This is a genomic window from Streptomyces sp. NPDC058985 (assembly GCF_042740985.1).
Taxonomy (GTDB): Bacteria; Actinomycetota; Actinomycetes; order Streptomycetales; family Streptomycetaceae; genus Streptomyces.
This window is the reverse complement of the sequence record NZ_JBHYJX010000006.1, coordinates 24,617-47,687: the sequence shown is the minus strand read 5'-3', so window position 1 is coordinate 47,687 and position 23,071 is coordinate 24,617. Positions and strand designations below refer to the sequence as shown.

Annotated in this window: 16 protein-coding genes; 3 read left to right on the top strand and 13 right to left on the bottom strand. The window is 71.9% G+C overall.

Annotation, left to right across the window (positions count from 1 at the left end; translation table 11 throughout):
* Positions 1-55: 55 nt before the first annotated feature.
* The 5 genes from ACFW01_RS07090 to ACFW01_RS07070 all read right to left on the bottom strand — a co-directional run bounded on the left by ACFW01_RS07090 (position 56) and on the right by ACFW01_RS07070 (position 5,714).
* Complete coding sequence (locus ACFW01_RS07090; protein ID WP_384502589.1) at positions 56-1,144, bottom strand: branched-chain amino acid aminotransferase; 1,089 nt, start codon at positions 1,142-1,144, stop codon at positions 56-58.
* 260 nt (positions 1,145-1,404) lie between these two features.
* Positions 1,405-2,457, bottom strand: coding sequence for a 3-isopropylmalate dehydrogenase (locus ACFW01_RS07085; protein WP_234960234.1), 1,053 nt, complete (start codon positions 2,455-2,457; stop codon positions 1,405-1,407).
* Positions 2,458-2,530: 73 nt separating this feature from the next.
* Positions 2,531-2,662 (bottom strand): hypothetical protein, encoded by a 132-nt coding sequence (locus ACFW01_RS07080; RefSeq protein ID WP_376359099.1) that lies wholly within the window; start codon positions 2,660-2,662, stop codon positions 2,531-2,533.
* Positions 2,663-2,966: 304 nt separating this feature from the next.
* Positions 2,967-4,607 carry an L-glutamate gamma-semialdehyde dehydrogenase gene (pruA, locus tag ACFW01_RS07075; protein WP_234960235.1) on the bottom strand — a complete coding sequence of 547 codons (1,641 nt, stop codon included), beginning with the start codon at positions 4,605-4,607 and terminating at the stop codon, positions 2,967-2,969.
* A 180-nt stretch (positions 4,608-4,787) separates the two neighbouring features.
* The gene (locus ACFW01_RS07070) at positions 4,788-5,714 is read right to left on the bottom strand and encodes a proline dehydrogenase family protein (RefSeq protein ID WP_234960236.1); all 927 of its coding nucleotides are present in this window, start codon (positions 5,712-5,714) and stop codon (positions 4,788-4,790) included.
* Positions 5,715-5,878: 164 nt separating this feature from the next.
* On the opposite strand from ACFW01_RS07070, the gene ACFW01_RS07065 reads away from it, so the two are divergent.
* The gene (locus ACFW01_RS07065; RefSeq protein ID WP_234960237.1) at positions 5,879-7,069 is read left to right on the top strand and encodes a helix-turn-helix domain-containing protein; all 1,191 of its coding nucleotides are present in this window, start codon (positions 5,879-5,881) and stop codon (positions 7,067-7,069) included.
* 152 nt (positions 7,070-7,221) lie between these two features.
* On the opposite strand, the gene serA is transcribed toward ACFW01_RS07065, so the two are convergent.
* The 6 genes from serA to ACFW01_RS07035 form a co-directional block, all read right to left on the bottom strand.
* Complete coding sequence (gene serA, locus ACFW01_RS07060; RefSeq protein WP_384502588.1) at positions 7,222-8,811, bottom strand: phosphoglycerate dehydrogenase; 1,590 nt, start codon at positions 8,809-8,811, stop codon at positions 7,222-7,224.
* Positions 8,812-9,072: 261 nt separating this feature from the next.
* Complete coding sequence (gene ilvC, locus ACFW01_RS07055) at positions 9,073-10,071, bottom strand: ketol-acid reductoisomerase (protein ID WP_384502587.1); 999 nt, start codon at positions 10,069-10,071, stop codon at positions 9,073-9,075.
* A gap of 118 nt (positions 10,072-10,189) precedes the next feature.
* Entirely contained in the window at positions 10,190-10,714 is a 525-nt protein-coding gene (ilvN, locus tag ACFW01_RS07050; RefSeq protein ID WP_122617626.1) for an acetolactate synthase small subunit, read from the bottom strand.
* 34 nt (positions 10,715-10,748) lie between these two features.
* Positions 10,749-12,596, bottom strand: coding sequence for an acetolactate synthase large subunit (locus ACFW01_RS07045; RefSeq protein WP_234961189.1), 1,848 nt, complete (start codon positions 12,594-12,596; stop codon positions 10,749-10,751).
* 243 nt (positions 12,597-12,839) lie between these two features.
* Positions 12,840-15,902 (bottom strand): EAL domain-containing protein, encoded by a 3,063-nt coding sequence (locus ACFW01_RS07040; protein ID WP_234961247.1) that lies wholly within the window; start codon positions 15,900-15,902, stop codon positions 12,840-12,842.
* Positions 15,903-16,240: 338 nt separating this feature from the next.
* Positions 16,241-17,182 (bottom strand): 2-hydroxyacid dehydrogenase, encoded by a 942-nt coding sequence (locus ACFW01_RS07035; protein WP_234961190.1) that lies wholly within the window; start codon positions 17,180-17,182, stop codon positions 16,241-16,243.
* A 76-nt stretch (positions 17,183-17,258) separates the two neighbouring features.
* Here ACFW01_RS07035 and ACFW01_RS07030 point away from each other — a divergent pair, with 76 nt between their 5' ends.
* Both ACFW01_RS07030 and ACFW01_RS07025 read left to right on the top strand, forming a co-directional pair.
* Positions 17,259-18,257, top strand: coding sequence for an aldo/keto reductase (locus tag ACFW01_RS07030; RefSeq protein ID WP_384502586.1), 999 nt, complete (start codon positions 17,259-17,261; stop codon positions 18,255-18,257).
* A gap of 241 nt (positions 18,258-18,498) precedes the next feature.
* Positions 18,499-19,668: a PQQ-dependent sugar dehydrogenase gene (locus tag ACFW01_RS07025; protein WP_234961192.1), complete on the top strand. Its 1,170-nt coding sequence runs from the start codon at positions 18,499-18,501 to the stop codon at positions 19,666-19,668.
* A gap of 9 nt (positions 19,669-19,677) precedes the next feature.
* Here ACFW01_RS07025 and ACFW01_RS07020 read toward each other — a convergent pair whose 3' ends face one another.
* Together ACFW01_RS07020 and ACFW01_RS07015 are read right to left on the bottom strand one after the other, a co-directional pair.
* Positions 19,678-19,878, bottom strand: coding sequence for a DUF6191 domain-containing protein (locus tag ACFW01_RS07020; RefSeq protein WP_234961193.1), 201 nt, complete (start codon positions 19,876-19,878; stop codon positions 19,678-19,680).
* Between the two features lie 39 nt (positions 19,879-19,917).
* On the bottom strand, positions 19,918-23,010 hold the full coding sequence (locus ACFW01_RS07015) for an AAA family ATPase (RefSeq protein WP_384502585.1): 3,093 nt from the start codon (positions 23,008-23,010) through the stop codon (positions 19,918-19,920).
* Positions 23,011-23,071: the final 61 nt, after the last annotated feature.

The following is a 23,071-nucleotide window of genomic DNA, read 5'->3' as shown; positions in this document are numbered from 1 at the left end:
CGGGGGTGGTCCGGGGGCGGAGCCCCCGGCAGGGCCCGCCCCCACGCGGGGTGCCTCAGGCCAGCCGGTGCATCCAGCCGTGCTTGTCCTCGGCCTTGCCCCGCTGGATGTCCAGCAGCGCCGTACGCAGCCGCTGCGTCACCTCACCCGGCTCGCCCCCGCTCTGCTGCCACTGCGCCCCGGCCCGCTTCACCGTGCCGACCGGAGTGATCACCGCGGCGGTGCCGCAGGCGAAGACCTCGGTGAGGGTGCCGTTCTCCGAGTCGCGCTGCCACTGCTCGACCGAGACGCGGCCCTCCTCCGCCTCGTACCCGAGGTCACGGGCGACGGTGAGCAGGGAGTCGCGGGTGACGCCCTCCAGGATGGAACCGGTGAGGGACGGCGTGATGATCTTGTCGCCGTACACGAAGTACAGGTTCATGCCGCCCAGCTCCTCGACCCACTGGTGCTCGACCGCGTCGAGGTAGCAGACCTGGTCGCAGCCCTTGGCCGCCGCCTCCGCCTGCGCGAGCAGCGACGCGGCGTAGTTGCCGCCGGTCTTGGCGTCGCCCATGCCGCCGGGGACGGCGCGGACGCGGTCCTCGGAGACCCAGATGGAGACCGGCTTGACGCCGCCCGGGAAGTAGGCGCCGGCCGGGGAGGCGATGACCAGGAAGAGGTACTCGCCGGCCGGCTTGACGCCCAGGCCGACCTCGGTGGCGATCATGAACGGGCGCAGGTAGAGGGATTCCTCGCCGCCGTGCGCCGGGACCCAGTCCTGGTCCTGGCGGACCAGCGCGTCGCACGCCTCGATGAACGTCTCCACCGGCAGCTCGGGCATGCCGAGGCGGCGCGAGGACGCCTGGAAGCGGCGGCCGTTCTTCTCCGGCCGGAAGGTGGCGACGCTCCCGTCGGGCCGGCGGTAGGCCTTCAGGCCCTCGAAGATCTCCTGCGCGTAGTGCAGGACCATGGTGGCCGGGTCGAGCGAGAGCGGGGCGTACGGGACGAGCTGACCGTCGTGCCAGCCGCGGCCCTCGGTCCACTTGATCGTCACCATGTGGTCGGTGAAGTGGCGGCCGAACCCGGGGTTGGCCAGAATCGCCTGCCGCTCCGTGTCGGAGAGCGGGTTGGCGGAGGGCTTGAGCTCGATCGTGGGCGTCGTCATGGGTTGATGTCCTTCACCGGTTTGATTGTGACGGGCCGCTGTCACGCCCGTACGGCCGGTGGCCGGTGCTAGGACGTCCGAGCATTCCCTCATGTCGCGGCTTCGCGTTCGATTATCGCGCGCGGCCGGTGACGGATGAAAACGGGGTGAATGCGGTCCAGGGTCTGATGGTCGCACCTGGCGGACGCAGGAGAAAGCCGCCGGGTGCCTTGTTTCTCGGACCCGGCGGCTTCGAAAGGTTGGATTTCGAGTGCGCCGGATCAGCCGGCTACTCGTACGGCGAGTGCGTCGCCGATCTCCGAGGTGCTCCGTGCGGGCAGGCCGCCGCGCTCTCCGAGGTCGGTGGAGACGGCCTCCTCGATCCGGGCCGCCTCGGCCTCGTGGCCGAGGTGGCGCAGGAGCAGGGCGACGGACAGGACCGTGGCGGTCGGGTCGGCCTTGCCCTGGCCGGCGATGTCGGGCGCGGAGCCGTGCACCGGCTCGAACATCGAGGGGAAGTCGCCGGACGGGTTGATGTTCCCGCTGGCGGCGACGCCGATGCCGCCGGAGACGGCCGCGGCGAGGTCGGTGATGATGTCGCCGAAGAGGTTGTCGGTGACGATCACGTCGAAGCGCGCCGGATCGGTGACCAGGTAGATGGTCGCGGCGTCGACGTGGATGTAGTCGGTGGTGACCTCGGGGTACTCGGCGGCCACCTTGTTGAAGATGTCCGTCCACAGGTGGCCCGCGAAGGTCAGCACGTTGTTCTTGTGGACCAGCGTGAGCTTCTTGCGGGGGCGGGCCTGGGCGCGAGCGAAGGCGTCGCGGACGACGCGCTCGACACCGTAGGCCGTGTTCACGGAGACCTCGGTGGCGACCTCGTGCTCGGTGCCCTTGCGGATGGTGCCGCCGTTGCCGGTGTACGGGCCTTCGGTGCCCTCGCGGACGACGACGAAGTCGATCTCCGGCTGTCCGGCGAGCGGGGTGGCGACACCCGGCAGCAGCTTGGACGGCCGCAGGTTGACGTGGTGGTCGAAGGCGAAGCGGAGCTTGAGCAGGAAGCCGCGCTCCAGGACGCCGGACGGCACCGTCGGGTCGCCGATGGCGCCGAGCAGGATGGCGTCGTGGCCCTTGAGGGCGTCGAGGTCGGCGTCGGTGAGGGTCTCACCGGTGGCGTGGTAGCGCCGGGCGCCGAAGTCGAACTCCTTGGTCTCCAGCTTCACATCCTGCGGAAGGACGGCGGAGAGCACCTTCAGGCCTTCGGCCACGACCTCCTGGCCGATGCCGTCACCGGGGATCACTGCGAGATTGAGGCTGCGAGAACTTGCCGACATGTGCGGCACCCTACTCCTCGTCCCACGGGATGACATGAGGCGTCCGGCATGCGGACGCCTCACTGCCCGGGGCTCAGTGCCCGGTGGCGCCGCCGTTGTCCCGGCGGTCGAGGGCGCGCTGGAGGGCGGCCGCGGCGTTCTTGCGGTCGGAGTCGGCGCTGCGGGAGAGGTGGCGGACTCGGCGGCGGACGGTCGTCTCGGCCATGGGAATCGACTCCTTCGGCACTAAGGGAGCGCGGAGAGCGAGCGGTACGGGGAGACGCCGGAAGGGGCGGGGAGCGCGGTGCCGCAGGGGTTGCCTGCGCGGGGCCCGGCTCACGACCGCCATCCGCTCGATCGAGCGGGACGTTCGGCTCCTACAAAGCTAAGGGAGTGCGGAGCGTCTGTCTCCACAATTACTCGGACTTCCTACTATCTGAGACGGCGTCTTCGGTCACACGCCCCCGAACTGCGAAAACGCCCGGGGGCCAGGTCGGTCGACCTGGCCCCCGGGCGTCACTCACTGGGCGTCAGCCCATGTGCGGGTACGTGTAGTCGGTCGGTGCGACCAGCGTCTCCTTGATGGCGCGGGTCAGCGTCCAGCGCATCAGGTTCTGCGGGGCGCCGGCCTTGTCGTTGGTGCCGGAGGCGCGGCCGCCGCCGAAGGGCTGCTGGCCGACCACGGCGCCGGTCGACTTGTCGTTGATGTAGAAGTTGCCGGCCGCGTAGCGCAGCTTCTCCATCGTGTACGCCGCCGCGGCGCGGTCGTTGGAGACGACCGAGCCGGTGAGGGCGTAGTCGGAGACGGACTCCATCTGGGTGAGCATCTCGTCGTACGCGTCGGCCTTGCTGTCGTCGTAGACGTGCACGGCGAGGAACGGGCCGAAGTACTCGGTGCGGAAGACCTCGTTCTCCGGGTCGGTGCACTCGACGACGGTCGGGCGGACGAAGTAGCCGACCGAGTCGTCGTAGGAGCCGCCCGCGACGATCGTGCAGGTCTCGTCCTCCTTGGCCCGGTCGATGGCGGCCTTGTTCTTGGCGAAGGACCGCGCGTCGATGACCGCGCCGACGAAGTTCGACAGGTCGGTGACGTCACCCATGGTGAGGTAGTCGACCTCGGCGGCGAACTCCTCCTTGAAGCCGTCGTTCCAGATGGACGCCGGGATGTACGCGCGGGAGGTGGCGCTGCACTTCTGGCCCTGGTACTCGAAGGCACCGCGGGTCAGCGCGGTCTTGAGCACCGCGCGGTCGGCGCTCGGGTGGGCGACGAGGAAGTCCTTGCCGCCGGTCTCGCCGACCAGGCGCGGGTAGGTGCGGTACTTCTCGATGTTGTTGCCGACCGTCTTCCACAGGTGCTGGAAGGTCTTGGTCGAGCCGGTGAAGTGGATGCCCGCGAGGTCCCGGTGCTCCAGGGCGACCTCGGAGACCGCGATGCCGTCGCCGGTGACCAGGTTGATGACGCCCTTGGGCAGCCCGGCCTCCTCCAGGAGCCGCATCAGCAGCACGGCGGCGTGGGTCTGCGTCGGGGACGGCTTCCAGACCACCACGTTGCCCATGAGGGCCGGGGCGGTGGGCAGGTTGGCCGCGATCGCGCTGAAGTTGAAGGGCGTGATCGCGTAGACGAAGCCCTCCAGCGGGCGGTGGTCCATGCGGTTCCACACGCCCTGGGAGTTGGCCGGGGGCTGCTCGGCCAGGATGTTGCGGGCGTAGTGGACGTTGAAGCGCCAGAAGTCGATCAGCTCGCAGGGGCTGTCGATCTCGGCCTGCTGGGCCGTCTTGGACTGGCCGAGCATCGTGGAGGCGGCGATGGTCTCGCGCCAGGGGCCGGACAGCAGCTCGGCGGCGCGCAGGATGATCGCCGCGCGGTCGTCGAAGGACATCGCGCGCCACGCGGGGGCCGCGGCCAGGGCGGCGTCGATCGCGTCCTGGGCGTCCTGCTGGGTGGCGTTGGCGTAGGTGCCCAGGCGGGACTTGTGGTTGTGCGGCTGCACGACGTCGAAGCGCTCACCGCCGCCCATCCGCTTGACGCCGCCGATGGTGCAGGGCAGGTCGACCGGATTGTCGGCCAGCTCCTTGAGCTTGACCTCCAGTCGGGCACGCTCGGGCGAGCCGGGGGCGTAGCCGTGCACCGGCTCGTTGACGGGGGTGGGGACCTGGGTCACAGCGTCCATGGTTGCCGTTACTCCTTACTGAGCGGGTGTTGCGAGCGGTGGTGGGCTCAGCCCTTGCTGACCATCGAGCGGGCGAAGAACCGGAGGTTCGCCGGCTTCTCCGCCAGACGGCGCATGCTGTGCTTTCCCGGGGGGCGACCCCCGGACCCCCGGCAGTAGCCGCGGCACAGCCCGGTCGAATCAGCCACGGCCGATCACGCTCCGCGCGAAGAACCGGAGGTTCGCCGGCTTCTCCGCCAGACGGCGCATGAAGTAGCCGTACCAGTCGGTGCCGTAGGCGGTGTAGACGCGCATGCGGTGGCCCTCGGCGGCCAGCCGCAGGTGCTCGTCGCCGCGGATGCCGTACAGCATCTGGAACTCGTACTCGTCGAGCTTGCGCCCGGCGGTGCGGGCCAGCTCCTGGGCGATGGAGATCAGGCGCGGGTCGTGCGACCCGATCATCGGGTAGCCCTCGCCCTCCATCAGGGTGCGCAGGATGCGGACGTACGCCTTGTCGATCTCGTGGCGCTGCTGGTACGCGACCTCTGCGGGCTCCTTGTAGGCGCCCTTCACCAACCGTACGCGAGAGCCGCTGTCGGCGAGGCGGCGCGCGTCGGCCTCGGTGCGGAAGAGGTAGGACTGGATGACGCAGCCGGTCTGCGGGACGTCCTTCCGCAACTCCTCGTGGATGGCGAACATCGAGTCGAGGGTGGTGTGGTCCTCGGCGTCGAGGGTGACCGTGGTGCCGATCTCGGCGGCGGCCTCGACGACCGGGCGGACGTTCTTCAGGGCCAGCTCGTGGCCGCCGTCCAGCGCCTGGCCGAACATGGACAGCTTGACCGACATCTCGGCGCGGGTGCCGAGGCCGAGCGGCTTCAGCCGGTCGATCAGCTCCAGGTAGGCGTCGCGGGCGGCCTCGGCCTGCCCCGGGTTCGTGATGTCCTCGCCGACGACGTCCATCGTCAGTTCCAGGCCCTGGTCCGTGAGGTCCCGGATGATCGGCACGATCTCGTCGACCGTCTCGCCGGGGATGAACCGGTCGACGACCGGCTTGGTCACGGGCGCGGCCGACACCAGCCGGCGCATCCGGTCGCTGCGCGACGCGGCGAGAATCACGGGACCCAGCACGGGGCACCTCCACTTACCAACCAACACGAGGCCGTAGCCCGACGGACGGGCGACGGCACGGAGAACCACCGTGAAATCTAAGGATCCCCCCGATCGTCGGCCATCGACAGCTGTCACGCATCCGTGCCGCAGATCTCAGACATGTGTATGAAAGCGGCGGGCAAATGCGGCAGAATGCCCGGGTGACGACGGATTCCAAGGGTGACTACCAGGAGCTGGTCGACGAGATCTCCGAGCTGCTGGGCGCCCCGGCGACCCTGGAGAACCGCGACTTCGAGCTGATCGCCTTCGGCGCCTACGACAGCGAGGGCGACCTCGACCCCTCCGCCCTGGACCCGGTGCGCACCCGCTCGATCCTGACCCGGCGCTCCACCGCGGCCGTCCGGGCCTGGTTCGAGGGCTTCGGCATCACCCGCGCCACCGGCCCGGTCCGCATCCCGCCGACCCCGGAGGCGGGGGTCTACCGGGGACGCACCTGTCTGCCGGTACGCCACCGGGGCGTGGTCCTCGGCTATGTGTGGCTCCTGGACACCGACCCCGGTCCGACGGAGCGGCAGCTGACCGCGGCCATGGCGGTGACCGTCCGGATCGGCGCGCTGCTCGCGGACGAGGCGCAGCACGGCGCGGACCTGAGCCGGGAGCTGCGGGCGGTGCTGACCGCGGAGCGGGACTGGCAGCGGGACATGGCGGTGGCGGAGCTGCGCACCGCGCTGGGTGCCCGCGCGGACGCCCTGCACGCGGTGGTCTGCGTGGCGCCCTGGCCGTCGGCCGATCCCGAGGACGCGCCCTCGGTCCGCACGGTGCCGGCGGCGACGGCGCTGTGCACGGTGCCGTGGGGCACCGCGGGCGAGTCGCTGGCCTTGCTGGTGCGGCTGCGCTCGGCAGAGGTACTGACCCCGGCGACCTCGGCGGCGGGCCGGCTCCTCGAGCGGGCCCGTGACGGCGGGATCGCGGCCGGGGTCTCCGCGCCGCGCTCGGGACTGGCGGAGCTGGGGGCGGCCTGGTGGGAGGCGTCGGCGGCGGCGCGGGCAGCCCGCGCGGAGTCCCGCTTCGGTCCGGTCGCGGAGTGGACGTCCATCGGGGCGTTCCGCCTGCTGACCGCGCTGCCCCCGCGGTCCGCGCACGACCCCGCCCTCCGGGTGCTGCTCTCCCCCGCCCACCGGGAGCTGGTCCGCACCGCCGAGATCTACCTCGACTGCGCGGGCCAGGCCGGCCGCGCCGCCGCCGAGCTGGGCATCCACCGCCAGACCCTGTACTACCGCCTCTCCCGCGTCGAGCAGCTCACCGGCCTGGACCTGGACGACGGGGAGGACCGGCTGCTGCTGCACATGGCGCTCAAGGCGCACCGCCTGTAGCGGCGTCCATCACCCGACGCAGGCCGGCGGCCGGCGAGCCGGTCGCCGGGGACGACGGACTCAGGCACATCAGGGTGCGTCCGGAAGCGCCCACGGAAAACGCCGGACGGGCTGACCGATTCAGCCCGTCCGGCGCTTGAGAACGCGGTCGCTCAGACCAGGTTCACCGACCGGGCCGACGTCGCGCCGATCTCCGCCGCGACCTCCGCCAGCACCCCGGAGGGCACCGTGTCGTCGACGGTCAGCACGGCCAGCGCCTCGCCGCCGACCGTCGCACGGGCGACCTGCATGCCGGCGATGTTGATACCGGCCTCGCCGATGACGCGGCCGACGGTGCCGACGACGCCGGGACGGTCCTCGTAGCGCAGGACGACCATGTGGTCGGCGAGGGCCAGGTCCACGTCGTACTCGCCGACGGCGACGATCTTCTGGAGGTGCTTCGGGCCGGCCAGCGTGCCGGAGACCGACACCTCCTCGCCGTCCGCGAGGGTGCCGCGCACGGTCACCACATTGCGGTGCTCCGGGGACTCCGAGCTGGTGGTCAGCCGGACCTCGACGCCGCGCTCCTGGGCGAACAGCGGGGCGTTGACGTACGACACCGTCTCGTCGACGACGTCCTCGAAGACACCCTTGAGCGCGGACAGCTCCAGCACCTTCACGTCGTGCTGGGTGATCTCGCCGTAGACCTCGACGTCGAGGCGGACGGCGACCTCGCCGGCGAGCGCGGTGAAGATCCGGCCGAGGCGCTCGGCGAGCGGCAGACCCGGCTTGACGTCCTCGGCGATGACACCGCCCTGGACGTTGACCGCGTCCGGGACCAGCTCACCGGCGAGGGCGAGACGCACCGACTTGGCGACCGCGATGCCGGCCTTCTCCTGGGCCTCGTCGGTGGAGGCGCCGAGGTGCGGGGTGGCGACGACCTGGTCGAACTCGAACAGCGGCGAGTCGGTGCACGGCTCCTTGGCGTACACGTCCAGGCCGGCTCCCGCGACGCGGCCCTCCTTGAGCGCCGAGTACAGCGCCGCCTCGTCGACGATGCCGCCGCGCGCGGCGTTGACGATGCGGACGCTCGGCTTGACCCTGCGCAGCGCCTCGTCGCCGATCAGGCCGAGGGTCTCGGGGGTCTTGGGCAGGTGGACGGTGATGAAGTCGGAGACCTCGAGCAGCTCGTCCAGCGACAGCACCTTGACGCCCATCTGCGCGGCCCGCGCGGGCTGCACGTAGGGGTCGTAGGCGACGACCTTCATGCCGAACGCCGACATGCGCTGCGCGACGAGGGCGCCGATGCGGCCGAGGCCGACGACACCGAGGGTCTTCTCGGCCAGCTCGACGCCGGTGTACTTGCTGCGCTTCCACTCGCCGTTCTTCAGCGCGGCGTTGGCCTGCGGGATGTTGCGGGCGGTGGCCACGATCAGGCCGCAGGCCAGCTCGGCGGCGGTCACGATGTTGGAGGTCGGCGCGTTGACGACCATCACGCCGGCCTTGGTGGCGGCGGAGACGTCGACGTTGTCCAGGCCGACCCCGGCCCGGGCGACGACCTTGAGCTTCTTGGCGGCGGCGACGGCCTCGGCGTCGACCTTGGTGGCGGAGCGGACCAGGATCGCGTCCACGTCGGCGATGGCGGGGAGCAGTTCGGCCCGGTCCGCGCCGTTGCACTGGCGGATCTCGAAGTCGGGGCCGAGCGCGTCCACGGTCGCGGGCGACAGCTCTTCGGCGATGAGTACGACAGGTTTCGAGCTCACGTGAGTCCTCACAAGTCCAATGCGGACGGCCGTCCCGACGGCCGCATTCGGTGTCGCTAAGCCGCGTGGAAGACGCACGACGCTGTGGGCCTGACGCGTATGTGTTCAGCAGTCTAGTGGCGTGGCGGACGTCGTCCCGCGCCTCTGCGGAAGGATCACCCGTCCGTGGCTGGACGGGATGGACAACGCCGTGGGCCCGACGTTACCCCGGGTTCGCCGAAGGGGCCGGAGCGGCGTCGCTCCGGCCCCCGGCGATGAGGTTTACGCCTCTTCGTCGACCCAGCTCATGAGCTTGCGCAGCTCCTTGCCGGTGGTCTCCAGCAGGTGCTCGGAGTCCTGCTTCTTGTACTCGTTGTACTTCTTCAGACCGCCGTGGTACTCGTCCATCCACTGCTGGGCGAAGGTGCCGTCCTGGATCTCGGCGAGGACCTTCTTCATCTCGGCCTTGGTGGCGTCGGTGATGATCCGCGGGCCCGTGACGTAGTCGCCCCACTCGGCGGTCTCGGAGATCGACCAGCGCATCTTCTCCAGGCCGCCCTCGTACATGAGGTCCACGATCAGCTTCAGCTCGTGCAGGCACTCGAAGTAGGCGATCTCCGGCTGGTAGCCGGCCTCGGTCAGGGTCTCGAAGCCCGCCTTGACCAGCGCGGCCGTGCCACCGCAGAGGACGGCCTGCTCGCCGAAGAGGTCGGTCTCGGTCTCCTCGGTGAACGTCGTCTTGATGACGCCGGCGCGGGTGCCGCCGATGCCCTTCGCGTACGACAGGGCCAGCGCGAAGGCGTTGCCGGAGGCGTCCTGCTCGACGGCGGCGATGCACGGAACGCCGCGGCCCTCCTCGTACTGACGGCGCACCAGGTGGCCCGGGCCCTTGGGGGCGACCATGCAGACGTCCACGCCGGCCGGGGGCTTGATGAAGCCGTAGCGGATGTTGAGGCCGTGACCGAAGAACAGCGCGTCGCCGTCCTTCAGGTTGTCCTTGATGTGCTCCTCGTAGACCTGGGCCTGGATCGGGTCCGGGACCAGGATCATGATGACGTCGCCCTCGGCGGCGGCCTCGGACGGGCTCACCACGCGCAGGCCCTGCTCCTCGGCCTTGGCCTTGGACTTGGAGCCCTCGTGCAGACCGACGCGCACGTCGACGCCGGAGTCGCGCAGCGACAGGGCGTGGGCGTGGCCCTGGCTGCCGTACCCGATGACCGCGACCTTGCGGCCCTGGATGATGGACAGGTCGGCGTCGGCGTCGTAGAACAGCTCGGCCACTGGGTTCTCTCCTTGTGTGCAGGTGTTGCGTCCCACCGTATGCCGGTGGGGGGAAGGGAAGTTTCGGGGTCTCGGCATACGGGCGGCCGGTCGTCGCGCCGGCCGCCCGTCGCCGTCGTTATGCGGACCGGTCGAGTGCGCGCAGCGAGCGGTCCGTGATCGAACGGGCGCCGCGGCCGATGGCGATCGTGCCGGACTGGACGAGTTCCTTGATGCCGTACGGTTCCAGCATCCTGAGCATGGCGGACAGCTTGTCGCTGCTGCCGGTGGCCTCGATGGTGACGGCCTCCGGGGAGACGTCGACGGTCTTGGCGCGGAACAGCTGGACGATCTCGACGATCTGGGAGCGCGTCTCGTTGTCGGAGCGCACCTTCACCAGAACGAGTTCACGCTGGACGGCCTGGGCGGGCTCCAGCTCGACGATCTTGAGCACGTTGACGAGCTTGTTGAGCTGCTTCGTCACCTGCTCCAGCGGGAAGTCCTCGACGCTCACCACGATGGTGATGCGGGAGATGTCGGCGTGCTCGGTGACGCCGACGGCGAGGGAGTCGATGTTGAAGCCGCGGCGGGAGAAGAGGGCGGTGATCCGGGCGAGGACGCCGGGGGTGTTCTCCACCAGGACGGAGAGCGTGTGCTTGGACATGGTCTGCTTCCTCTGCTTGAAGTCCTGACGGCTCTCAGTCGTCTTCGTTGTCGCCGAAGTCCGGGCGGACGTCCCGGGCGGCCATGATCTCGTCGTTGGAGGTGCCGGCGGCGACCATCGGCCAGACCATCGCGTCCTCGTGGACGATGAAGTCCACGACGACGGGCCGGTCGTTGATGGAGTTCGCCTCCTCGATGACCTTGTCGAGGTCGGCGGGGTCCTCGCAGCGGATGGCGTAGCAGCCCATGGCCTCCGACAGCTTCACGAAGTCGGGGACGCGGGTGCCGCGGGCGTCCGGGTTGACGTCCTCGGGGCCGGAGTGGAGCACGGTGTTGGAGTACCGCTGGTTGTAGAAGAGGGTCTGCCACTGGCGGACCATCCCGAGGGCGCCGTTGTTGATGACGGCGACCTTGATCGGGATGTTGTTCAGGGCGCAGGTGGTCAGTTCCTGGTTGGTCATCTGGAAGCAGCCGTCGCCGTCGATCGCCCAGACCGCGTTGCCGGGCATGCCGGCCTTGGCGCCCATGGCGGCCGGGACCGCGTACCCCATGGTTCCGGCGCCGCCGGAGTTGAGCCAGGTGGCGGGCTTCTCGTACTGGACGAAGTGCGCGGCCCACATCTGGTGCTGGCCGACGCCGGCCGCGAAGATCGTGCCCTCGGGCGCCAGCTGACCGATGCGCTCGATGACCTGCTGCGGGGAGAGCGATCCGTCCTCGGGCTGGTCGTAGCCGAGGGGGTAGGTCTCGCGCCAGCGGGTCAGGTCCTTCCACCATGCGGTGTAGTCGCCCCGGTTGCCCTCGTCGTGCTCCTTCTGGACGGCCTGCACGAGGTCGGCGATGACCTCGCGGGCGTCGCCGACGATCGGGACGTCCGCGGCGCGGTTCTTGCCGATCTCGGCCGGGTCGATGTCGGCGTGGACGATCTTGGCGTACGGGGCGAAGCTGTCCAGCTTGCCGGTGACGCGGTCGTCGAAGCGGGCTCCGAGGGCGACGATCAGGTCGGCCTTCTGCAGCGCGGTGACGGCGGTGACCGCACCGTGCATGCCCGGCATTCCCACGTGCAGCGGGTGGCTGTCGGGGAACGCGCCGAGCGCCATCAGGGTGGTGGTGACGGGCGCCCCGGTGAGTTCGGCGAGGACCTTCAGCTCGGCGGTGGCCTGCGCCTTGAGCACGCCTCCGCCGACGTAGAGCACGGGGCGCTTCGCGGCGGAGATGAGCTTGGCGGCCTCGCGGATCTGCTTGGCGTGCGGCTTGGTGACCGGGCGGTAGCCGGGCAGGTCGGTGGCCGGCGGCCAGGAGAAGGTCGTCCGCGTCTGCAGCACGTCCTTCGGGATGTCGACGAGGACCGGTCCCGGACGGCCGGTCGAGGCGATGTGGAACGCCTCGGCGATCGTCTTCGGGATGTCCTCGGCCTTGGTGACCAGGAAGCTGTGCTTGGTGATCGGCATCGTGATGCCGACGATGTCCGCCTCCTGGAAGGCGTCGGTGCCGATCGCCTTGGAGACGACCTGGCCGGTGATCGCGACCAGCGGCACCGAGTCCATGTTGGCGTCCGCGATCGGTGTCACCAGGTTGGTGGCACCGGGACCGGAGGTCGCCATGCAGACGCCGACCTTGCCGGTGGCCTGCGCGTAGCCGGTGGCCGCGTGGCCCGCGCCCTGCTCGTGACGGACGAGCACGTGGCGCACCCTGCTGGAGTCCATCATCGGGTCGTAGGCGGGGAGGATCGTGCCACCGGGAATGCCGAATACGGTGTCGACCCCGACCTCCTCAAGGGAGCGGATGAGGGACTTCGCACCCGTGACGGACTCGGGGGCGGACTGCTGTCCTCCGGAACGGGGCCGCGGCTGCGGGTGATGGGCCCCGGTGGCCTGCTCGGTCATCGGCATTCTCTTCTCGATGCTGAGGGTTTTTGCGAGGATTCGTGCGGTCTGCGGCTGCTGCTCGGCGGGTGCCTGTGCAACAAAAAACCCCTCGTGCCATAAGGCAAGCGAGGGGAGCGCGTCGGGTGTGGGTCGCCGGGAGTCCGGGTGGTCCGGACATCACCAGCTTCAGCCGACGCGCTTTCCAAGTACGAGAATTCGGGTGCGCATGGCACTGACCCTCCCCCCGGCGCGCACCCACTGTCAAGTGGGTGGGACGGGAGTCTCATTATGTGAGCGCAGTGCCGTACCACCACCGAGGACGGCCGGCAGTCCCGACGGGAGACCGCCGGGAACCTGGCCGGTGGCGGTGGTGCCGACGCTCTTGGCGTACACCCCCTTGGCGCCGCCCGCGAAGGCCGGTTCGGCCGGTCCGTGCGGCACGGGGTAGTGGCCGGTGCCCAGCGCTCTGCGCAGCCGGTACTCGTCCAGCGGTCCGGAGAACGCCATGCCCTGTCCGTGCGTGCAGCCCATCGCGCGCAGGGCGACGATCTGCTCGGGCAGGTCCACCCCGTCGGCCACGGACTTCAGCCCGAGGTCGGTGGCGATGCGCAGCAGACCGCTGGTGATCTTGTGCAGCCGCGCCGACTCCACGACGCCCTCCACCAGCCCGCGGTCGAGCTTGAGGACGTCGACGGGCAGGCGCCGCAGCGCGGTGATCGCCGCGTAGCCGCTGCCGAAGCCGTCCAGCGCGATCCGGACACCCACCCTGCGCAGCGCGTTCAGCCGGCGGTCCAGTTCGTCCAGGCCGACCCGTGGATCGATGTCCGACAGCTCGATCAGGAGAGAACCCGGCGGGAGCCCGTGCCGGGTCAGCTGGGCCTCCACGGAACCCAGCGGCATCGAGCGGTCCAGCAGGCGGCGGGCCCCGATGCGTATGGCCACGGTGACCGGCAGCCCGGTCGCCGCCCGTTCGGCGGCCTGCTCGACGGCCTCCTGGAGCACCCAGCGGTCCAGTTCGGCGGTCTTGTCGGCGTCCTCGGCGACCCGCAGGAACTCGGCGGGGGTGAAGAGCACGCCCTGCGAGGAGCGCCAGCGCGCCTGGGCGCAGACCGATGTGATCCGGCCGTCCGTCAGGGAGACCACGGGCTGGTGCAGCAGTGCGAACTCGCCGTCGTGCAGCGCGACCCGCAGCCGGGTGGCCAGCTCGGCCTTGCGCACGACGTCCTGCTGCATCTGCGGCCGGTACAGCTCGACACGGCCCTTGCCGCTCGCCTTGGCCCGGTACATCGCGAGGTCGGCGTTGCGCAGCAACTCGCCCGCGCCGAGGCCCGGTTCGGCGAAGGCGACGCCGATGGAGGCGTTGACACGGACATCGTTGCCGTCGATGAGGTAGGGCTGGGAGAGGGTCATCCGCAGGCGGTCGGCGAGTTCCCTGATGTGGCCCTCGCGGGCGGCCCGGTCCCGGGCCCCGTCCCCGACGATCAGGGCCGCGAACTCGTCGCCGCCCAGTCTGGCGGCGGTGTCCCCCTTGCGGACGGCCTCGTGGAGTCTGCGGGCGGCCTGCACCAGCAGTTCGTCCCCGGCCTGGTGGCCGATGGTGTCGTTGACGCCCTTGAAGCCGTCGAGGTCGATGAAGAGCACCGCCGTACCCCGCAGGGCGGCACCGCGGTCCAGGGCGCGGCGGCCGGAGAGGGCCTGCTGGACGCGCCGGGTGAACAGGGCGCGGTTGGGCAGGTCGGTGAGCGGGTCGTGTTCGGCGTTGTGCTGGAGCTGGGCCTGGAGGCGCACGCGCTCGGTGACGTCCCGGCTGTTGAAGATGAGGCCGCCGTGGTGGCGGTTGACGGTGGACTCGACGTTGAGCCAGCCGCCGTCCCCGGAGCGGAAGCGGCACTCGATGCGCGCGGTCGGTTCCTCGACGGGGCTGGCGGCGAGGAAGCGGCGCACCTCGTGCATCACGCAGCCGAGGTCCTCCGGGTGGATGAGCCCGGCCAGTTCGCTGCCGACCAGCTCCTCCGCGGGGCGGCCGTAGACACCGGCGGCGGCCGGGGAGACGTAGCGGAGGACGCCGGTGGGCGCGGCGATCATGATGACGTCGCTGGAGCCCTGCACCAGGGAGCGGAAGTGGTTCTCCTTCTGGGCCAGTTCCTGGGTGAGGACGATGTTGTCGAGCAGCATGATGCCCTGCCGGACGACGAGTGCGAGCACCACGGTGCCGCCGGTCAGCAGCACCACGCGGTCGACGCTGCGGCCGTTGAGCACGTTGTAGAGGATGCCCAGGGTGCAGACCGCGGCGGCGAGGTACGGGGTGAGCGCGGCCAGGGATCCCGCGATGGGCCGGGCGGCCGGATAGCGTCCCCGCTCACCGCCCGGCACGGGCCCGGGCGGTGGCGCCTGCGGGTGTCCGGAGCCGCGCTGTCCGGGCATGTGCTCGCGCACCACGCGCGTGTGCCCGCCGGCGCCCTCCCCGTCCGGGGCCCGTCCGCTCCGGGTCGCGGCCCAGGGGGCGTAGGCGAGCAGCAGGGAGCCGGCGAACCAGCCCGCGTCGAGCAACTGGCCGGAGCGGTAGCTGTTGTGGAACAGCGGCGAGGTGAAGAGGGCGTCGCACATCACCGTCAGGGCGAGCGCGCCGATGGCGGTGTTGACGGCCGAACGGCAGACGGGCGAGCGCCTGAAGTGCAGCGCCAGCACCATGCTGACCAGCGCGATGTCGAGCAGCGGGTACGCCACGGAGAGCGCGGAGTGCGCCACGCTGGACCCGCCCTCGGCCTTGGCCGCCTGGGCGAGCGCGAGACTCCAGGCCAGCGTCAGCAGCGAGCCGCCGATCAGCCAGGCGTCCAGGCCCAGGCAGATCCAGCCGGCCTTGGTGACCGGCCGTTTGGCCAGGACGAGCAGCCCCACGATGGCGGGCGGCGCGAAGCACAGGAAGAACAGGTCGGCGTAGCTGGGACTGGGCACGGGCACCCGCAGGACGACCTCGTACCACCCCCAGACCAGGTTGCCCAGGGACGCCATGGCCGAGGAGAGGGCGAAGAGCAGCCACGCCGGCCGGAAACGGACGCGGCGTCCGCGGGCGTAGAGGAGACAGGAGACGGCGGCGGCGCCCGCGGCGGCGCTCAGCCCGAAGTCGCCCATGATCTTGGCGGCGTACTCCGAACCCCAGCCGAGCGCGGACCCGACGGCGTAGCCCGCGCAGACCAGGGCCAGCACGAGCTGGCGGACGAAGGTGGGGCCGCGGGAGGCGGCCGAGGGCCGGGGCAGCAGCGGTCCGGGGGCCGGCTGTGCGCGCAGCGTCCCGTCCAGCGTGGGCACGGGCGGCGGGCTCACCGGGGCCTCCCGCGGCCGCCCGGCCGGCGGCGGTGAGGGCCGCACTGGGCGTGCCGGCTGGGCCGGCCCCGTCCGCGCGCGGTCGTGGTCGTGCGCCAGGGTCGCCGGCGGCGGCTCCGCCGCGTCGGGTCGTTCGTCCATAGGCCGTGCATCGCCCGTCGCCCCCCTCACAGTCTGAGATGTCCATCCCCGGCGCCGTACGGTGCGCGGCGCGTCCCCTGTCGGACGATACACCAGGATCGTCACTCAGGGACATAGGTTCTCTACGCTCCGTGACGACCAGCGGATATGCGCGCACCCACCGCATCCAGGGGGTTGCGGAGGGTGCCCGAAACGGATTACGCGCCCGTCGTCAGGATCACGTTGCGCAGTGGTTCCTGGTTCACGAAACGGTTCAACTGGTCCACCAGCAGCCGCTTGGCGCGCGGCAGGAAGGCGGAGGTCGGCCCGCCGGCGTGCGGGCTGACGACTATGCCGGGAGCATGCCACAGCGGGTGGCCCGGCGGCAGCGGTTCGGGGTCGGTCACGTCGAGGGCGGCTGTGAGGCGTCCGCTCTCCAGTTCGGCGAGCAACGCCTTCGTGTCGACGACCGGCCCGCGCGCGACGTTGACGAGCAGGGCGCCGTTCTTCATCCGGGCGAGGAACTCCGCGTCGACGAGATGGCGGGTGGCCTCGGTGAGCGGGGTGGAGAGGATCACGACGTCCGCCTCCGGGAGCAGGGCGGGCAGTTCGGTGAGCGGGTGCACCGGACCGCGCGCCGTGGTGCGTGCGGAGCGCGCGACGCGCACGACCGGCGCGACCTCGAAGGGCACGAGCCGGTCCTCGATCGCGGCGCCGATCGATCCGTACCCGACGACGATCACCTTCCGGTCGGCGAGCGCCGGCCGGAACCCGCCGAGCCACTCGCCCCGGTCCTGGGCCCGCACGAAGTCCGGGATACCGCGCAGCGACGCCAGGATCAGGGCGAGGGTCAGCTCCGCGGTGCTGGCCTCGTGCACCCCGCGGGCGTTGCACAGCCGGACGCCCGGGGGCAGGTACCGGAGTCCGGGCTCCACGTGGTCGATGCCCGCGGAGAGGGTCTGGACGACCTGGACGGAACGCATACCGGGCAGCGGGCGGGTACCGATCCCGCTGGGCTTCATGTAGGGGACGACGTAGTACGCGCAGTCGCCCGGGTCGGCGGGAAAGGTCTCCTCGCCGTTCCAGTGGCGGTACACGGGGCCCTCGGGGAGGCCCTCGATCTCGTCCGGCGGGATGGGCAGCCACACCTCAGCAGTCATGGTCAGGAGGCTATGTCAGGGAGGCGGAGGGGCAGAGGTTAGGTTGGGTGGCCTGACGAGGGAGGGTCACGACCAGGTGGAGCGCAGGACGATCGGCGCGACGGCGCTCGCGGTGGGGGCCGTCGGACTGGGGTGCATGCCGATGAGCTGGGCGTACAGCACGTCACGGCAGCGGGGCGACGAGTCGGTCAGGGCGGTGCACCGGGCCCTCGACCTGGGCGCCACCCTGCTGGACACGGCGGACATGTACGGCCCCTTCACCAACGAGCTGCTGCTGGGGCGGGTGTTGCGGGAGCGGCGGTCCGACGCCTTCGTGTCGACCAAGGTCGGACTCCTCGTGGGCGAGCAGCACATCGTGGCCAACGGCCGCCCCGGCTACGTCCGGCGGGCCTGCGACGCCTCGCTGCGCCGGCTCCAGACGGACGTCATCGACCTCTACCAACTGCACCGGGCCGACCCCGAGATACCGGTCGAGGAGACCTGGGGCGCGATGGCCGACCTGGTGCGGGCGGGGAAGGTGCGGGCGCTCGGGCTCTGCGCGGTCGGCGCGCGGTCGGCCCGGCGGCCCGGGGCGCGGCTGCACGACGCGACGATCGGGCAGCTGGAGCGGGTGCAGCAGGTCTTCCCGGTGAGCGCGGTGCAGGCCGAACTGTCGGTGTGGTCGCCGGAGGCGCTGCGCACGCTGCTGCCGTGGTGCGTCTCCCGGGGCGTGGGCTTCCTCGCCGCGATGCCGCTGGGCAACGGCTATCTGACCGGCACGCTGACGCCCGGGCAGGGCTTCGAGCCGGAGGACCTGCGCGCCCGGCATCCCCGCTTCACCGCCGAGATGATGGCCGCCAACCAGCCGATCGTGGCCGGCCTGCGCCGGATCGCGGCCCGGCACGGCGACGACGTCACCCCGGCGCAGGTGGCGCTGGCGTGGGTGCTGGCCCAGGGACGGCACGTGGTGCCGGTGCCGGGCACCAAGCGGGAGCGCTGGGTGGGCGAGAACGTGGGCGCGGCCGGGCTGCGGCTGACCGAGCGGGACCTGGCGGAGGTGCGGGGGCTGCCGGCGGCGCGGGGCTCCTGGGACTGACCGGCGCGGGGGCGTGCACGGCGGCTCCGGGCGGGGAACGGCGACAAGGGCCGGTCCACGGGGCGAGCCGGGTCCGGTACGTCCAGCCGCGAGGCGGCGGGAGGGCGTCGACGCGCCGGCGGGCGGGGCATGGTCCGCCGGACGAGCGCGGGGTCCGTTCCGGGTTCGGGTTGCGGCGATCGGGAACTTGGAAGGCCCGTGCGGTGTATGACAGGGAAGAACCCGTCGCGTCGAAGGGACCATGATCGTGCAACGTCGAGCCGTGTCGGCCGTGTTGGCCGCCGCCGCCCTCCTGCTGACGGCCGGCTGCTCCTCCGGCGACGGGGACCCGTCGGACCCGGACGGCGGCGCCTCCTCCGCGACCACGACCGCGCGGTCCTCGCCGTCCGGAACGGCCGCCGAGGAGACGCCGCCGGCGAAGGGCTCCGTGAAGGTGCTCCGTACGGTCGCCACGGGACTCGACAGCCCCTGGGGGCTGGCCCCGCTGCCGGGCGGCGACCTGCTGGTCTCCTCCCGCGACGACGCCACGATCACGCGCGTCTCGGAGAAGAACGGCGACAAGACGGAGCTGGGCGAGGTGCCCGGGGTCTCCGCATCGGGCGAGGGCGGCCTCCTGGGCATCGCGCTCTCCCCCGACTACGCCTCGGACCACATGATCTACGCGTACTACACCTCCGCCTCGGACAACCGCATCGTGCGCATGCTGTACGACGAGAAGAAGCCGGCCGGTGAGCAGCTGGGGGCGCCCGACACCGTCTTCCGGGGCATTCCCAAGGGCGTGATCCACAACGGCGGCCGGATCGCGTTCGGCCCCGACAAGATGCTCTACGCGGGCACCGGCGAGAGCGGTGACACGGGGCTGTCGCAGGACAAGGACTCCCTCGGCGGCAAGATCCTCCGGATGACGCCGGACGGCGAACCGGCGCCCGGCAACCCCTTCCCCGACTCCCCGGTGTACTCCTACGGCCACCGGAACGTGCAGGGGCTGGCCTGGGACGGCAAACAGCGCCTGTTCGCCTCGGAGTTCGGCCAGGACACCTGGGACGAGCTGAACGCGATCAAGCCGGGCGACAACTACGGCTGGCCACAGGCGGAGGGCGAGGGCGGCGGCTCCGGGTTCCACGACCCGGTGACCCAGTGGAGCACCGACGAGGCCTCCCCCAGTGGCATCGCGTACGCGGCGGGCTCGGTGTGGATGGCGGGGCTGCGCGGCGAGCGGCTGTGGCGGATCCCGCTGAAGGGCACGGAGACCTCGGCCGACCCGCAGGCGTTCCTGGAGGGCGAGTACGGCCGGCTGCGCACGGTCGCACCGGCGGGCGGCGACAAGCTGTGGCTGGTCACCAGCAACACCGATGGCCGGGGCGACGCGAAGGACGGCGACGACCGGATCCTGGAGGTGGAGGTGAGCTAGGCCCGACCGTCACTCCTCCTCGGGGGTCGCAGGCTTCGCGGCCTCCTCGGGGTGGGGCGGGTGGACGACGACCCGCCCCGAGCCGAGGTCTATCGGGCCCCGGCCGGGGTCGCCGTCGCCGACGTCCTCGCGGGTCAGCTCCAGGCGGTTCTGCTCGTCGCGGGTGTGCTTGCGGCCGGGGGAGAACAGTTCGTCGAATGCGTTGAACACGCGTGCCTCCGTCGTTCGGCGTCCTTTACAGCGTAAGCGTCACTCCGTCGAACCGGACGTGAGCCGTTCGGCGGGAAATAGCGCCAGCCGGTGGGCCAGTGCCGCCGCCTCGCCGCGGCCGGAGACGCCGAGCTTCGCCAGGATGTTGGAGACGTGCACGCTGGCCGTCTTGGGCGAGATGAACAGCTCCTCGGCTATCTGGCGGTTGGTGCGGCCGTCCGAGACCAGGCGCAGCACGTCGCGCTCGCGGCCGGTGAGGCCCAGGGCCTCGGCCGGATCGGCGGGTGCGGTGGCGGTGGCGGGGCCCCTGGAGTGGCCGAGGGTGAGGCGGGCACGCTGGGCGAGCACGGCGACGGCCTCGGCCAGTGGGCGCGCGCCGAGGTGTTCGGCGACGGTGCCGGCCAGGCGGAGCAGCTCCGTGGCGCGGGCGCGCTCGTCCTCGCCGCCGGTGGCCAGGAGGGCGCCGGCCAGCCGGTGGCGGACGCGGGCGAGATCGTAGGGCCGCTCCAGGCGCTCGAAGGCGGTGACCGCCTCCGACCAGGTCTGCGGGGTGTCCTGGTCCCAGGCCCGGTGCAGTTCGGCGCGGACCCACTTCTCGTGGGCCTCCCAGACGGGGACGCCGGTGGTCAGGGACTTGGCGGCGGCCGCGATGCGGTCGAGGACCTCGGCCCGGCCCTCGTCGGCGGCCGGCACCGTGCGGGCGTCGGCCTCCGCCTCGGCGGCGGACAGCAGCAGCGGCCAGCCGTAGCGCTGGGTGCCGGGCGGGAAGCCCGCCTCCAGGATGCGGCCGAGTTCGGCGCGGGCGTCCGGGAGGCGGCCGTCGGCCGCGGCGATGCCGACGGCGAGGGCGGCCAGCGGCAGGTGGTGCTGCGGCATCGGGTCGTGGGTGCCGTAGGCGGCGCGGGCCTCGGCGAGCAGCCGGGCGGCCTCGGCGCGCTCGCCGCGGGCGAGGCTGACGACGGCCCGCTTGAGGGCGGCGCCGCCGCGAGGCGCGGGGCCCCGGCCGGGGGCTGCGGCCATGTCCGCGGCCCGCATCGCCTCGTCCCAGCGGCCCAGGGAGATCAGTGACTCGGCGAGATTGCCCCAGACCCAGGCCTCGGACTCCAGCAGTCCCATCCGGCGAGTGAGGTCGACGCCTTCCCGCAGGACGCCGATGGCCTCCTCGGACCGGCCCAGGCTCTCCAGCGTCGAGGGCAGGTTGACGTGGCTGCGGGCCACCGCGGGGGACCGCCCCTGCGCCACCACCAAGTCTCTGACCTGGAACATCTCCGCGAGTCCGGCCTCGATGTGCCCGGCGTCCACCATCAGGCCGCCGAGGGTGAGCCGGGCGTTCAGCTCGATGTCGTCGGCGCCGACCATGCGCGCGTACTCCACGGCCCGCTCGGCGGCGGTGACCGCGCCGGGGCCCGGGCTGTGCAGCATCTGCCAGTTGGCGGCCATGGCGAGGACCTCGGCGTGCACCTGGGAGGGCGGCAGGCCGCGGACCAGTTCCTGGGCGAGGCCCAGCTCGCGCCAGCCGTCGCCGCGGCCCTGGGCCTGGACCAGGAGGGAGCGCTGCGTCCAGAACCAGGCGGCGCGCTGCGGGTCCCGGCCGCTCGCGCCCGGCCCGGCCCCCGTGTCCGGCTCGTCCTCCAGGAGCCGCAGCGCCCGCTTGGTGATCTTCATCGCGCGTTCCCGCTCCCCGCACAGCCGCCCGGCGACGGCGGCCTCGGCCATCAGGTCCAGGTAGCGCAGGGGCGTGGTGGCGGGGTCGCAGCCGCAGGGAGGGTAGACCTCGGTGTAGTCGACGGGGCGCAGCGTGTCGCGTACGTCGTCGGGGGCGGAGTCCCACAGCTCCATGGCCCGCTCCAGCAGCCGGAGCTGTTCGGAGTAGGCGTGGCGGCGGCGGGCCTCCACGGAGGCGTCGAGGACGGCGGGCAGCGCCTTCGCGGCGTCGTGGGCGTGGTACCAGTAACTGGCCAGGCGCATCACGCGCTCCGTCGCGGGCACCAGGGTGGGCTCGGCGTCCAGGGCCTCGGCGTAGCGGCGGTTGAGACGGGACCGCTCGCCGGGCAGCAGGTCGTCGCCGACGGCCTCGCGGACCAGGGAGTGGCGGAAGCGGTAGCCGTCGCCGTCGGGCGCGGGGAGCAGGATGTTGGCGTTCACGGCGGACCGCAGTGCCTCGATGAGGTCGTCCTCGGCGAGCCGGGCTACCGCGGCGAGCAGCCGGTACTCGACGGTGGAGCCGCCCTCGGCGACGATCCGGGCCACCCGCTGGGCGCTCTCGGGGAGGGCCTCCACGCGGACCAGGAGCAGGTCGCGGAGGGAGTCGGTGAGGCCGGCGCAGCTGCCCTCGTGGGCGGCCACGGCGAGTTCCTCGACGAAGAACGCGTTGCCGTCGGAGCGTTCGAAGATCTCGTCGACCTGGAGCGGGTCGGGTTCCCGGGCGAGGATGCCGGCGATCTGGCGGCCCACCTCGTCGCGGGTGAAGCGGCCCAGTTCGAGGCGGCGGACCGTGCGCAGCCGGTCGAGTTCGGCGAGCAGCGGGCGCAGTGGGTGGCGGCGGTGGATGTCGTCGGAGCGGTAGGTGGCCAGGACCACCAGGCGGCCGGTGCGCAGGGTGCGGAAGAGGTAGGCGATCAGGTGGCGGGTGGACGCGTCGGCCCAGTGCAGGTCCTCCAGGACGAGGAGGACGGTGTGCCGGGCGGCGACGCGCTCCAGCAGGCGGGCGGTGAGTTCGAAGAGGCGGGCCATGCTCTCCTCGTCGTGCCGGCCGCCGGTGCCCGGGGTGGCCTCGCCCAGTTCGGGCAGCAGCCGGGCCAGCTCCTCCTCCTGTCCGGCGGCCCCCGCGGCCAGCTCCGTGGGCAGGTGGCGGCGCAGGGCGCGCAGCGCGGTGGAGAAGGGCGCGAAGGGCAGCCCGTCGGCGCCGATCTCGACGCAGCCGCCCAGCGCGACGACGGCGCCCCGCCGGCCGGCGGCGGCGGCGAACTCCTCGACGAGGCGGGTCTTGCCGACGCCCGCCTCGCCGCCGAGCAGCAGGGCCTGCGGTTCGGCGGCGTCGGCGCGCCCGAGCGCGTCCTTCAAGGTGTCCAGTTCACCGGCGCGGCCGACGAACACGGGACTCACGGACCTGGTCTCCACGGACCAGAGCATCGCACGCGGGTCCGACAGTGGAGCATCGGTTTTCGGCGACGGGACGGCCACGGAGACGACG